Genomic DNA, 12878 nt, shown 5'->3' with positions numbered 1-12878 from the left:
CTGCCGATGGCGCGATCCGTTGCTTTCTTGGAAGGCGTGCTGCTAAAGCAGTACGGCTCCCAGGACCAGTACAGTCAGGAAACCCGCGGTGCCCTGGATGGCGGTAGCCACGCTCAGGGTCTTGTAGGCGGTGATCACCGGAATGCGGCTGAGCTGCGAGACGACCCAGAAGTAGGAGTCGTTGGCGTGCGAGACAACCATCGCACCGGCGCCTACTGCCAATACGGATAGCACCATGCCCAGCTCCGAACCCAAGCCCAGGGAGCCGAGCATCGGAGCGACCAGCGCGGAAGTGGTCACCATTGAGACGGTGGACGAGCCTTGGGCGGACTTCAATGCAGCGGCGATCAGGAATGGCACAGCCAGGCCCAAGCCCAGTCCGCTGAGTGAATCCGAAAGAATCGTGGTCAGATCCGACGCGGCCAGGACCGCGCCGAAGCCGGCGCCGGCACCGGTGATCAGCAAGATCGGAGCAGCGGTGCGTACAGCTTCGTTCATCTGCTCATTGAAGACCGCCAGCTTGCTGCCACCGCTCAAAAGAAAAGTCGATGAGATCAAGCCGAAGATCAGCGCAATAACTGGCGTCCCCAGGAAGGAAAGGATTTCCAGGGCAGCGTCTTCGCCAATCGGGTGCGAGGGCAGCTTCGCAATGGATGCGGCACAGATCAGCACCAGCGGAACCAGGATCGGCATGAAGGCTAGCGCCGGGCTGGGCAATTTTCCGAAGCTTGCACGCAGCTGCTCATAGTCGAGTTCGGAGATGTCATTGTGGTCGTCGCTTGGCAACGGGGTCCATTGGGACTTGTTGAAGCGGCTGGCGTAGGCCAAGCCGGCAAGTGCCGAGATGGCCGCAACGGGCAATCCGACTGCGATGATCAAGCCCAGGTTATCGGCAATGCCGATGCTTTCGGCTGCGGCCAGCGGGCCCGGAGTTGGAGGCACCATGGTGTGGGTCGCGTACAGGCCGGTCATCAGGGCGATGGAAGTTGCCAGCCCGGAGACCCCGGTACGCAGGGTGATGGCTTTGCGCAGCGAGTTGAGCACCACGTATCCCGAGTCGCAGAAGACCGGAATGGAAACGATGTAGCCGATAATCGATAGCGTCAGGTTGGGGAACCGGGTACCCAGGACCTTGATCAGCGCATCTGCCATGGAGATCGCGGCGCCGGATTTCTCCAGGATGACATCATCGTTCCGAACAGGATCACCAGTCCGATATTTCCCATGGTGCTGCCAAAGGCCGTGGTGACCGTCGAAGCCACGTCGGCCAGCGGAATCCGGTAGGCGAAGGCCGCCAGGATAGCTGCGCCAACGAGGGCGAGGAATGGGCTGATCTTCAAGCGTGCTGTGACCATCACGATGGCCACAACAAGGATCAGCAGAACAAGCAGTTCGTACACGGCGGGTTGGCTCCTTTGCCAATATCGGTAGTTCAATGCGCCCAGCCCGCAATGGCTCAACGGGTGGACCAGCCCTATCGGCAAAGCTGCTCAAGGCTTTGCCCGTTGGGCTAGATGCCACCGTGCCACCCCGGTTTCGGGCGCAAAGATCGATCATCCTGCCAATACTAGGAAAAGTGACCCCGAATACCTATGGGCACACGACCACATTTGCCTGGGTTCGAAAGAGCCAATGTGTGCAAACACCCCACCCTTCCCAGCCCTGGCGCCAGCTCCCCTAGTTTCCAGGGCCTAGAAAACATGCAGCTGGCCCAAGGCCACTCTCGCGTAGATGGCATGCTGGAGTTTCAGGGATTCGCTGGACCGCCGAATATCGACGCCGCTGACCTGGCTTATCCGTTCAAGTCTTTGCACCAAGGTATTGCGGTGAATATGCAGATCCGTGGCCGCTTGGCTCATCGAAGCAGCTGTCGCAACGACCAGCAGGGTTCTGGCTTGTTCCTCATTGAGCTGCATCGCTGGGGCAGCTGCATGTTCCAGGCTGCGGGCTGGGGTGCGGGCGATAGCCACAGCAATTTCCCGGCTCCACATGCGGCGCCGCGCGTGGGAAGGCACGAGTGCCGGATAGCCCAACAATACGCGCAGCACTTCGGTTTCGGCCATGAGATCCTCGGCCTTTTCGACAGGCGCGGAGACCAGGAAACGTTCCTGGTCCATGCGCTCGGGAGCGAAAGCTGTCTCGCTGGCAGCGCAAAGCCTCCAGTACGCGCCGGAAAGGCTAATCCATGACGTGCGGTGATGATCCTTCGCCGGCTCTTCGAGCGACGGATCCCCCACGCTTCGGGGCAGCCAAGCTTCAATGCATTTCGACCCGCGCAAACCATGCGCTGCGAGCGAGCGGTCGATCACTTCAGGCGCAACGCGACCGGCGATCAACGCAGAAATAATGTCGCGGGCTTCGGTCTCGCGCCGCGCGCTGCGAGAGTGCTCGCGTTCCTGGGCAAAGAGCAATTGAACGGTCAGTGCAATCAGGCCGGCCAGCGGTTCCACCTCGTGGGGAGCTCCGGTCACGCCCACAACGCCGCAGAGCTGGTCGTTCAGCACCAGCGGCACATTGACCCCGGGCTGGGTTCCGGCCGAGCCGTCGGCCTGGCTGACACGGATGATGTTGTTGCGGCGGATCGCCTCTGCGCTGCCGTCGTGGTGGGTACCGATACGCGCAGCATCCGTAGAAGCAATGATGACTCCGTGAGCATTCATGATGTTCACATTGCGGTTGATGGTCGGCGCAATCGTGTCGACGACTTTCTGCGCCAACGCGCTAGCCAGCCGGGGTTGCTCCTTTTCGCTCATGAGCTCATCCTATCGGCCCGGGACTGCGCAAAGCAGTCCCGGAATAGAACATTGCCGCTAGCCGAGCTTGACGGTGACCGACTTCAGCGAGGTGTAGGCCTCGATGCCTTCACGGCCATTTTCCGCGCCCCACCCCGACTGCTTGAATCCGCCGAACGGCATGTTCGCATCCATGCCGGCACCGGTATTCACCCTGACGTTGCCGGCCTGGATTTTCTTGGCGAAGGTCAACGCGCGGGAAATGTCCTGGGTGAAGATCACCGAATTGAGGCCGTAGTCGGTGTCGTTGGCCCGGCGCAGCACCTCAGCCAGCGAATCCTCGTCGCCGAAGGTGCTGACCGAGAGCACCGGCCCGAAGATCTCATCCTTGGCGATGGACATGTCCGGACTGACATTTTTCAGCACGGTCGGCTGCACGAAGAATCCTTCTCCGCCTTCGGCCAAGCCACCGGCAACGAGTTCCGCGCCATCAGCGATGCCCGCCTCGATGTACCCCAGCACGCGCTCGCGCTGCACCTGGGAGATCAGCGGGCCCAGCTGGGTTCCTTCTGCCAGGCCAGCGCCCAGCTTGAGGTTCTTCGCGAATCCGGCGATGCCTTCGATGACCTGGTCTGCGATGTCTTCGTGGACATACAGTCGCGACCCTGCCGCGCAGACCTGGCCGGAGTTGCCGAAGATGCTCATGGCCGCGGCCGGAATGGCCTTGTCCAGATCCGCGTCGGGATAGATCACCACCGGGGATTTGCCGCCCAGCTCAAGGCTCAGCCGCTTGAGATTGACCGCTGCCGACGCCAGCAGCTTCTTGCCTACCGCGGTGGATCCGGTGAAGGAGAGCTTGTCGACATCCGGATGGTCGGCGAGCGCTTGGCCGGCCACCGGCCCCAAGCCCTGGACAACGTTCAGCACACCGGCCGGGATGCCTGCTTCAAGCGCAATCTGCGCCATGCGCACGGCGGTCAGCGGGGGCAGCTCCGCGGGCTTGAGCACGACGGTGCAGCCGGACGCCAGCGCCGGAGCCACCTTGGACAGCGCAATGGTGAAGGGGACATTCCATGGCACGATCAGTGCGGCCACGCCCAAGGCTTGGCGCTGGGTATAGGCGTGCCAGGTTCCTGGCAGGGAAATCTCGCGGGTTTCGCCGTTGAGCTTGGTGGCCCAGCCGGCGAAGTAGCGCAAGGTCTCGATGCCCGCGGGCAGCTCGCCAAAGCGGGCGATGTTGAAGGGCTTCCCGCAGTTCAGGGACTCCAGGGTAGCCAATTCATCGAGGTTCGCTTCCAATGCGTCAGCGAAGCGGTGCAGCGCCCGCTGGCGTGCTGCCGGGGTCATTTCTGCCCAGGGCCCGGACTCGAACGCTGCACGGGCGGCAGCTACTGCGCGGTCGATGTCCGCTGCGGTGGCAGCCGTCGTCTCGGTCAGCAGCTGGCCAGTGGAGGGATCGGTTACCGGCAGCTTTTCCCCCGAGCCAGCGACCTCCTGGCCATTGATCACCAGCGGAAGGGGCGTGGCCGCCAAAGCGGCGCGAAGCTGCTGAGCCAGCGGAACGGCGGAAAGATCTGTTGCTGTCATGGAATGTATCTCCTGGTCTGCCCGGCGTGCTTCGTCGTTGGCATCATTTTGAATGTGAGTCTTGCCACACAATCATACTAAAGATATATTGTGATTCAAGGAATACATTTTGATGCTCAATGTACTTCTTCTTCCGGGAGCCGACCCCGGTCGACAACTCGCAGCCTTCGCCTAGGCACCAAGCTTTCAAGGAGATCCCCATGGTCACGAAACGACGTTTTGCACGGAAGGCCTTCTCCGGCCTCGCAGTCTCTGCCCTCGCAATCGGCACCCTGGCCGCGTGCGGATCCAGCGAGGAGGCCAGCGCCGACGGCCCGGTGAAGCTGCGCGTCGCCATTGCTCCGATCCAGTTCGAAACCGCACGCATCGCTGAAGAGAAGGGCTACTTCGAGGACCAGGGCCTGGACGTTGAATTGGTCAATGGCGCCGACCCCGCCGCGCTGCTGGCCCAGGTGGTCTCCGGTGACGTGAACGTTGCCATCGGCTCGTGGATCAACGTCGCCACCTCCTTCTCCCAAGGTGTTCCGATCCAGGTCATTGGCGGCAACGGCATGGTTGATCCGGAGGCCGACAACTCCGGCGTCATGGTGGCCAAGGATTCCGGGGTCAAGGAACTGGCAGACCTGAAGGGCAAGACCATTGGCGTAGTTGGCGTGAAGTCCGGTGGCGACATCCCCGTGCTCCAGGCATTGGAAGCGGCCGGCGTGAAGGAAAAGGAAGTCACGGAAGTTGCTGTTCCCTACGCGGGCATGGAAGCGGCCCTGGAACAAGGCACCGTGGATGCAGTAGTGCCTGCCGACTCCTTCTACCACCAGATGTCGGAGAAGGGCTACCAGACCATCTCCAACCCGGTACAGGAATTCCAGTCCAGCATGCCGGTAACCGTTTGGACCGTGCAGAAGCAGTGGCTGGAGCAGAATGGCGAGACCGCCAAGAAGTTCGACGCAGCTATGCAGGATGCCGTGAAGTTCTACTCGGACCCGGCCAATCTGGAGGAAGTCCGCAAGGTCCACGCCGAAGCCAACCAGATCGATGTAGCCGATGCGCCCAAGACCTTCGTCCCGGCGGACGTCACCTTCAACGTGGCTGAAGCCCAATCCGGCATCGATGCCATGGTCCACTTCGGCCTGGTCGAGAACAAGGTCATCGTCGAAGATGTGCTCTGGGACGAAGCCCCTACCCGGGCTTCGGCAGACGCCAAGTAGCCCACGTCCGCTTCGCCCAACCGGTGGCGCCATCCCCTGCGCTGGCGCCACCAGCACCCCTAGCTTGCAACTGCTTACTCAAGGATTCCCATGAAAGAGTCAACGATTTCACCGGGTCTGCTCTGGACCCTGCGCATCGTGGCCATCGCCGCCCTGCTGGGCATCTGGCAACTGGTGATCGCCTCAGGAACCATGCCCTCCATGCTCCCCGGCGTGGAAAAGATCTTCTCTGCCATCGCCGAAGCCCTGGGCCAAGCGGCCTTCTGGGGCGGGCTAGGCAAGACCCTGCTCGCAGCCCTCACCGGCTGGCTCATTGCTTCGGTCGTGGGTGTCGTCCTGGGCCTGGTCATTGGATCAGTTCGCTTCCTCGACAACTCCACCTCGATTCTGATCGATTTCGGCCGTTCGTTCCCGGTACTGGCCCTGATGCCAGTCGTGATCATGCTGCTCGGCTCGAACACCATGATGGAAATCGTCGTCGTCGCGCTGTCCTGCCTGTGGCCAGTGCTGATCCAGACCATCTACGGTGCACGCCGCCAGGAAGCCGCGGTTGCCGACACCGTCGCCGTCTTCCGCATCCCGCCGATGCTGCGCTTCACCAAGGTCCTGCTGCCTTCTGCCCTGCCGCTGATCGCGACCGGTGTGCGCATTTCCTCGGCCATCGCCATCCTGGTGGCGGTGGGCGTTGAAGTGATCTCCCAGGCGCCAGGCATTGGACGCCAGATCACGCTGATGCAGCAGGCGCAGCGTTGGGATCTGGCCTTCGCCTACCTGTTCTTCGCCGGCCTGACCGGATGGGCCATCGCCCTGCTCTTGCAACAGGCCGAAAACCGTTTGCTGAAGTGGAAGAGGCAGAACGATGACTAACGCAACTTTGAACGCCCCCGCAGTGCCATCACGCGCTTCGAAAGCCAAGGCTCCGAGTTCCTCGGCGGCCGCCGGACGCAAGATACTGGTTTCTTCATGGCTCATCGTTGCCGTGGTTGCGGCTTGGTGGTTCGGCTCGGCAAACTCCACGAACTTCTTCATCCCCTCGCTGGAGTCCATCCTCGAAGCCTTGGTCCGCGACCTGGGCAACGGCGTGATTATTTCCGGCGCCTGGTACTCGCTGTCCAATCTCTTTGTCGGCTTGGCCCTGGCTGCCTTCTTCGGCATCTGCGGCGGACTGTTGCTGGGCGAAGTCCCGTTGCTGCTGAAGATCGTTGACCCGATCATCCACTTCTTCCGCGCTGTCCCGCAGGCAGCACTGGTTCCGATGATCATCGGCGTCTTCGGCATGGGGCAGGGCCCGAAGATGGGCACCATCGCCTTCGCCTGCATGTGGCCGATCCTGCTGAACACCATCGACGGCATCTTGGGCATCGAGCCAACGGTGCGCAAGTTCTCCAAGGTCTACCGCATTCCCCGGGGCCTGCACTTCCGCCGCGTGATCCTGCCCGGTGCCACCCCGCAGATCGTGGCCGGTATCCGCGTCGCATTGCCGATCGGCATCACCGTGATGGTGGTTTCGGAAATGTTCGCCTCCATTGAAGGCCTGGGCTTCTACATCCTGAATTCCTCGGCCACCTTCAAGGTTCCGGAGACATGGGCCGGCGCACTGCTGGTCGGTGTCATCGGCTACATCATCTCGATCCTCTTCGTGCTCGTCGAAAAACGGATCCTGCGCTGGTACCACGCCTCCGGCGCCCAGTAGCCTCCGTTTCCGTCCGACCTTCCATCTTCTGACCAAGGAGAATCCCATGACCACCCAAGCACCCGTTGAAACGACCATGGAAACCAAACCATTGCTCATGAAGGTTCGCGGCATGTCCATGAGCTATGGCGCCGGCCCGGCCGAAAACAAGATCCTGGAGAATTTGGATCTGGACGTGGAGTATGGCCAGTTCATCTCGATAGTCGGCCCTTCGGGCGTCGGCAAGACCACCTTGCTGCGATGCCTTTCCGGCTTGCTGAAGCCAAAAGCCGGAACCATCGAGGTTTCCGGCACGAAGATCAACGGCCCGCACCCCGATCTCGCCGTGGTCTTCCAGGACTACTCGCGTTCACTGATGCCGTGGATGACCACCCGCGAAAACGTGGCCTTCCCGCTGCAGGGCAAGGGCATCGGCAAGGCCGAGCGCAACAAGCTGGCCGATGAGCATCTGGCTGCCGTGGGCCTTGAAGGCCAAGGCGGCAAGTTCCCCTGGGAAATGTCAGGAGGCATGCAGCAGCGCGTGGCCATTGCCCGCGCCTTGGCCTACAACGCGAAGGTGCTGCTCATGGATGAGCCCTTCGCCTCGGTTGATGCGCAGACCCGCTTCGACCTCGAAGACCTCGTGCTGGACTTGCAGCACAAGCTGGGTGTGACGATCCTGCTAGTCACCCACGACATCGACGAGGCGCTGTACCTGGCCGACAAGGTGGTCGTGATCGCGGAGAAGCCGGCCACCGTAGTCGACGAGATCGTCACCGGTTTCGGCGAGACCCGCGACCAGCTGGCCACCAAGGCTGACCCGCGCTTCACCGAGGCCCGTGCACGGATCCTCGTGCGCCTGCGCAAGGACTGATCCCCATGGCACTCAGCGCACGGGCAGCACTGGCAAGGCACGGCGATGGCAGCTTCAGCATTGAGGACATCCACGTTGATGCTCCGCTGGGCGCGGAATTGCTGATCGAAGTCAAAGCAGTTGGACTGTGCCAGTCCGATGCCCACCTGGCGGGCATGGATCTGGGCCTTCCCGCCCCGCTGCTGCTGGGCCATGAAGTCGCCGGGGTGGTGCTCAGCACCGGCAACCAAGCCTGCGGTTTCACTGCGGGCGACCACGTGCTGGCCGCCTTGATCCAGTACTGCGCGCAGTGTGCGCTGTGCCTTTCGGGCCAGGAATACCGTTGCGCCAACCGCCCCAGCACGCTGCGCACGGCCGGCCAAGCACCGCGCGCCAGCTGCAAGGATCAGCCGGTGATGCAGATGTTCGGCACCGGCGGATTTTCCCAGTACACCTTGGTGCATGCCAACCAGGCAGTAAGGATTCCCGAGGAGTTGCCCTTCGCCCAAGCCGCGGTGATGGCCTGCTCCACGCTGACCGGTGCCGGGGCAGTGTTCAACTCCGCCCAGGTGGCCCAGGGGCAATCCGTCGCAGTCATTGGCGCTGGAGGCATCGGGTTGAACGCGATCAATGCCGCCCAGATCGCCGGCGCTTCGAAGATCATCGCAGTGGATCTGAGCGATGAGAAGCTGGAACTGGCCCGCGAATTCGGGGCAACGCACACGATCAATGGCGGCAGTGGAGACGCTGTCGCCAAGGTCCAGGAAATCACCGGCGGCGGGGTGGATCATTCCTTCGAGATGATCGGCCTGCAGGCCACCAGCTTGCAGGCGGTGCGCATGACCCGTGTAGGCGGGGATGCCTATCTGGTCGGGTTGCATAAGCCCGGCGCGCAACTGCCGCTGGATGCCATGTCCGACATCATTGGGCCGCAGCGCAGCCTGCACGGGATCTATATGGGCTCTTCCAGCCCGCAACGTGATGTCCCCAAATACACCGAGCACTATCTTGCCGGGCGCCTCAAGCTCGACGCGCTCGTTGCCCGGGAACTTCATATCTCGCAGATCAACGAGGGCTTCGCAGCGATGAAGGCCGGGCAGGGCGTTGCCCGTTCGGTCATCACAGATTTCAGCTGATTGCCTGCCACTTCATATCCCCTTCAAGCACGACGAGGCCATCTTGAGAACTCCATCTTCCGCGCGCCGGGCCCTGCCCCTGTCCGCGGTCCTGCTCGTTTCCACCATGGCCTTGGCCTCTTGCGGCAACGCTGGGCAAGGCGCCGAAACACCGGGCGGCTTGATCCCGCTGAAGGTCTCGGTGGCCGGCATCCAGTTCGAGCCGGCTTACCTCGCCGAATCCCAAGGCTTCTTCGAAGACCATGGCTTGGACGTTGAAATCATCAATGGCGCAGACCCCGCCGCCCAGATTGCTTCTGCTATCTCCGGCGAGGTGGACATCGCCACCGGTTCCTGGGTCAACGTCGCCACCTCCGTGGCAAAGGGCCTGCCGATCGAAGCGCTGGCTTCGAATGGCGTGGTCGACCCGGACGTCGATAACTCCGGAGTACTCGTCGCCAAGGACTCTGGGATTGCGAGGCTTGCCGATCTCAAGGGCAAGACCATCGGTGTCATCGGCGTGAAGACCGGCAGCGATCTGCCGGTCTTCCAAGCCCTGGAAGACGCAGGGGTGGGCGCCGACGAGTTCAGCGAAGCGGGCATGCCCTACGCCGGGATGCAGGCCGCGGTGGAGACCGGGACCGTTGACGCGGTCGTCCCCAGCGATGTCTTCTACCACCAGATGATTGCGGCCGGCTTCCCCTCCTTGGGCAACCCGGTCCGCGAGTACCAGGGGAATCAGCCGGGCACTTTGTGGCTAAGCACTTCCCAGTGGGCCGGTGCGAATCCAGATACTGCCAAGGCCTTCGTATCGGCCATGAAAGAGGCAGTGGAGTTCTACTCCGATGCAGCAAACCTCGAGGAAGTGCAGAAGATACACGCCGAGGTCAACCAGATTCCGGTGGAAAAAGCTCCAACGCGGTTCGCCTTGGCAGGCACCGCGTTCGATGCAGAGGCTTCCCAGTCAGGCCTGGATGCAATGGCACGCTTCGAGCTCATTGACAAGCCCGTAACAGTGGATGAAGTGCTCTGGGAGCACGCGTCTCGCAAATAACCAGCACCGGCAAATCCTTGGACAGCGACTGGCGCGATGCTAGGCTCACGGGAGCACGTTCTGCCCACGGAAGGTTCACCATGAGTTCGGCAATCAGTTACCTCACCGGAGGATTTCTGGTGTCTCTGCTTGTCACCCTGAACATGACCTGGAACCAGCACCTGCCCGGCATCACCGGGTCCGTGGCGGTTGCGCTCAGCTTCATCGGGTTGCTGGGCTGCGTCTTGTACGCCACGCGCATACAGCGCCGCGCGCAGACCGGAGAGTAGCAGCACCCCCAGAACATGAAACAAGGCCAGCAGATCAGTGAACTGCTGGCCTTGCTTCGTTCAGCGACCGGCGTCGATAAATCTAGAAGGTAATCACGCTTCGGGCTACCGCACCGCCGCGCAGCTGCTCGTATCCCTTGTCGATTTCATCCAAGCTGATATGCGCTGACACCAGTTCGTCGAGCTTGAAACGGCCCTGCAGATACAACTCGGCGTACATGGGGATGTCCACCTGGATATTGCTCGACCCCATGGCCACGCCACGGATGCCCTTCTGGCGTCCCATCAGGTCTCCAAATGGGGTGATGCTGATCTGCGCGCCGGGCTTGTGAACGCCAATCAGGTACGCGGTGCCGCCGATTTCCAGCATGGCCACCGCCTGCTCGCTGGTGGCTTGCAGGCCGATGACCTCGAAGGCATGCGTCACTCCCCCGCCAGCAATCCGCTTGACGGTTTCCACCGCATCGCCCTCCCCGCCGTTGATGACGTCGGTGGCACCGAAGACCTTGGCCAGCTCCAGCTTGGCCGGCTGCAGGTCGATAGCGATGATGCGGGTCGCGCCAGCCAGTTTCGCGCCCTGGATGACGTTCAGCCCGACACCACCGGCGCCGATCACGGCAACGGTATCGCCTGGACGGATGCGCGCGGTATTAATAGCCGCGCCAGCACCCGTGACCACTCCACAGCCAAGCAGCGCCGCGCGGTCGAACGGGATAGCGTCCGGAACCCTTACGACGGTGTTCTCATGCACCAGCACCTGTTCCGCGAAGCCGCCAACACCGATGAACTGGGTGAGCCGCTGCCCACCCAGGGACAATCGCGGATTCTGCTGCGCGGTGCGGTCGGTGTGCGAGGGCACGCGGCACTGGTAGGGTTTGCCGGTGCGGCATCCCTTGCAGACCCCGCAGCTGTGCACTGGAGAAGTCACCACGCGGTCCCCCACCGAGAGCGAGGTGACAGCCGAACCGACGCCCACGACCAGACCCGAGACTTCGTGGCCGAGCACCGCTGGCATGGGGAAGCCGATGTCCGACGTCGCCACGTGCAAATCCGAGTGGCACAGGCCGCTGGCCTTCACGTCAATGAGGACTTCATGGGCTTCAGGGTTGTCAATGCTGATGTCCAGGACATCAAAAGAGCCGGCAACTTCAGAAACGACTGCTGCTTTCATGCTTCCTCCAGAAAATAGTCGCGCAAAGGGGGTGACGCAGAACACTAATGAAAATATACTATTAGAAATAATGCATTTTTAGAAGAAGAATCTAACGAAGGATCTGCAATGCGCGCAGCGGTCATCAACTCCATCGGCGAAGGTTTCAGCATCGAGGAACTCGAAGTCGACGAGCCGCGGGGGCAAGAAGTTCTGGTGAAGGTCGAAGCCGCAGGCCTGTGCCACTCGGATCACATAGTTGCCACCGTAGACCGCGGGCGCCCCTTGCCGATGGTGGTCGGCCACGAAATGGCCGGCACCGTCATCGCGCTAGGCCCCGAAGCCACCGACTTCGAAGTGGGAGACCATGTCATCGCCACGGAAATCAGCTTCTGCGGGAGCTGCGAAGAATGCGTCAACGGAGCGACCTACCGCTGCTTGAATCCCCAGCATGCGCTGCGCGGACCGGATACCCCGGCACGCTTGACGCGCAACGGCGAGCGCGTAGAAGGCTTCGGCGTGGCCGGTTTCGCCGAGTACACGGTCCTGCACCAGAACAAGCTGGTCAGGGTGCCCAAGGAAATCCCATTCGCGCAGGCTGCTGTGCTTGGCTGCGCGACAGCCACCGGCGTGGGCGCGGTGCTCAACGCCGCCAAGGTTTCTCCCGGGGAAACCGTCGCGGTCATCGGCTTGGGCGGCATCGGCCTGAATGTCATCCAGGGAGCCAAGCTGGCCGGCGCCAAGACCATCATCGGCATTGACCTGCAGTCAGAGAAGCTGGAGCTGGCCAAGAAATTCGGAGCCACCCATGTCATCAACGGCGGCACCGAAGACGTGGTCAGCGCCATCCGCGCCATCACCGGCCGCGGAGTCCACCATTCCTTCGAAGCCATCGGCATTGCCCCCACGCAGCGCCAGGCCCTGGAAGTCGCCAAAACCGGCGGACACGTGTATTTCATCGGCATTCCCCAGGGCAAGCCGCTGGAAATGAATATCATGCTGGACCTGCTGATCCCGCAGCGCAATCTCCACGGCATCTACATGGGCTCCTCCACGGTCCGCAATGACATTCCCTACTACGCCGAGCTCTATCTGCAGGGCCGGTTGAATCTCGATGACCTGGTGGCGCAGGAGATCCAGCTCGACGAGATCAACGAAGCCTATGCAAAGCAGGAAACCGGGTCCATCGCCCGCAGCGTGATCCGCTTCTGATCCGCATGAGCAACAAGCTGCAGGGGGGG

At 62.0% G+C, this 12878-nt stretch carries 11 protein-coding genes and 1 pseudogene; 8 read left to right on the top strand and 4 right to left on the bottom strand.

The annotated features are described in order from the left end of the window. Positions 1-42 precede the first annotated feature (42 nt). From ACNPM8_RS04500 to ACNPM8_RS04490, 3 genes and pseudogenes are all read right to left on the bottom strand, one after another. A pseudogene (locus ACNPM8_RS04500) lies at positions 43-1355 on the bottom strand (GntP family permease). A gap of 336 nt (positions 1356-1691) precedes the next feature. After that, on the bottom strand, positions 1692-2753 hold the full coding sequence (locus ACNPM8_RS04495; protein WP_448939365.1) for a CdaR family transcriptional regulator: 1062 nt from the start codon (positions 2751-2753) through the stop codon (positions 1692-1694). Positions 2754-2810: 57 nt separating this feature from the next. Further along, positions 2811-4319, bottom strand: a complete 1509-nt coding sequence (locus tag ACNPM8_RS04490; protein WP_448939364.1) for an aldehyde dehydrogenase family protein — start codon at positions 4317-4319, stop codon at positions 2811-2813. Between the two features lie 200 nt (positions 4320-4519). On the opposite strand from ACNPM8_RS04490, the gene ACNPM8_RS04485 reads away from it, so the two are divergent. The 7 genes from ACNPM8_RS04485 to ACNPM8_RS04455 all read left to right on the top strand — a co-directional run bounded on the left by ACNPM8_RS04485 (position 4520) and on the right by ACNPM8_RS04455 (position 10487). Continuing rightward, a complete protein-coding gene (locus ACNPM8_RS04485; RefSeq protein ID WP_332595029.1) occupies positions 4520-5524 on the top strand; it encodes an ABC transporter substrate-binding protein in 1005 nt (334 codons plus the stop codon). Between the two features lie 90 nt (positions 5525-5614). Next, complete coding sequence (locus ACNPM8_RS04480; protein ID WP_332486489.1) at positions 5615-6391, top strand: ABC transporter permease; 777 nt, start codon at positions 5615-5617, stop codon at positions 6389-6391. Continuing rightward, the gene (locus ACNPM8_RS04475; RefSeq protein WP_105656450.1) at positions 6384-7217 is read left to right on the top strand and encodes an ABC transporter permease; all 834 of its coding nucleotides are present in this window, start codon (positions 6384-6386) and stop codon (positions 7215-7217) included. Before ACNPM8_RS04480 ends, ACNPM8_RS04475 begins: the two co-directional genes overlap by 8 nt. Positions 7218-7263: 46 nt before the next feature. Next, the gene (locus ACNPM8_RS04470) at positions 7264-8070 is read left to right on the top strand and encodes an ABC transporter ATP-binding protein (RefSeq protein ID WP_332486486.1); all 807 of its coding nucleotides are present in this window, start codon (positions 7264-7266) and stop codon (positions 8068-8070) included. 5 nt (positions 8071-8075) lie between these two features. Continuing rightward, the gene (locus ACNPM8_RS04465) at positions 8076-9185 is read left to right on the top strand and encodes a zinc-binding dehydrogenase (protein ID WP_332503897.1); all 1110 of its coding nucleotides are present in this window, start codon (positions 8076-8078) and stop codon (positions 9183-9185) included. Between the two features lie 43 nt (positions 9186-9228). Next, complete coding sequence (locus ACNPM8_RS04460; RefSeq protein ID WP_448939363.1) at positions 9229-10218, top strand: ABC transporter substrate-binding protein; 990 nt, start codon at positions 9229-9231, stop codon at positions 10216-10218. Positions 10219-10337: 119 nt separating this feature from the next. After that, positions 10338-10487 carry a hypothetical protein gene (locus ACNPM8_RS04455; RefSeq protein ID WP_166650762.1) on the top strand — a complete coding sequence of 50 codons (150 nt, stop codon included), beginning with the start codon at positions 10338-10340 and terminating at the stop codon, positions 10485-10487. 82 nt (positions 10488-10569) lie between these two features. On the opposite strand, the gene ACNPM8_RS04450 is transcribed toward ACNPM8_RS04455, so the two are convergent. Further along, positions 10570-11658, bottom strand: a complete 1089-nt coding sequence (locus tag ACNPM8_RS04450; RefSeq protein ID WP_105656455.1) for an alcohol dehydrogenase catalytic domain-containing protein — start codon at positions 11656-11658, stop codon at positions 10570-10572. Between the two features lie 108 nt (positions 11659-11766). On the opposite strand from ACNPM8_RS04450, the gene ACNPM8_RS04445 reads away from it, so the two are divergent. Beyond that, positions 11767-12849, top strand: a complete 1083-nt coding sequence (locus ACNPM8_RS04445; RefSeq protein WP_448939362.1) for a zinc-binding dehydrogenase — start codon at positions 11767-11769, stop codon at positions 12847-12849. Positions 12850-12878 lie beyond the last annotated feature (29 nt).

The organism is Glutamicibacter sp. AGC46, from assembly GCF_053543715.1.
The sequence above is the reverse complement of the archived record's forward strand: the minus strand, read 5'-3'. Positions and strand labels throughout refer to the sequence as shown.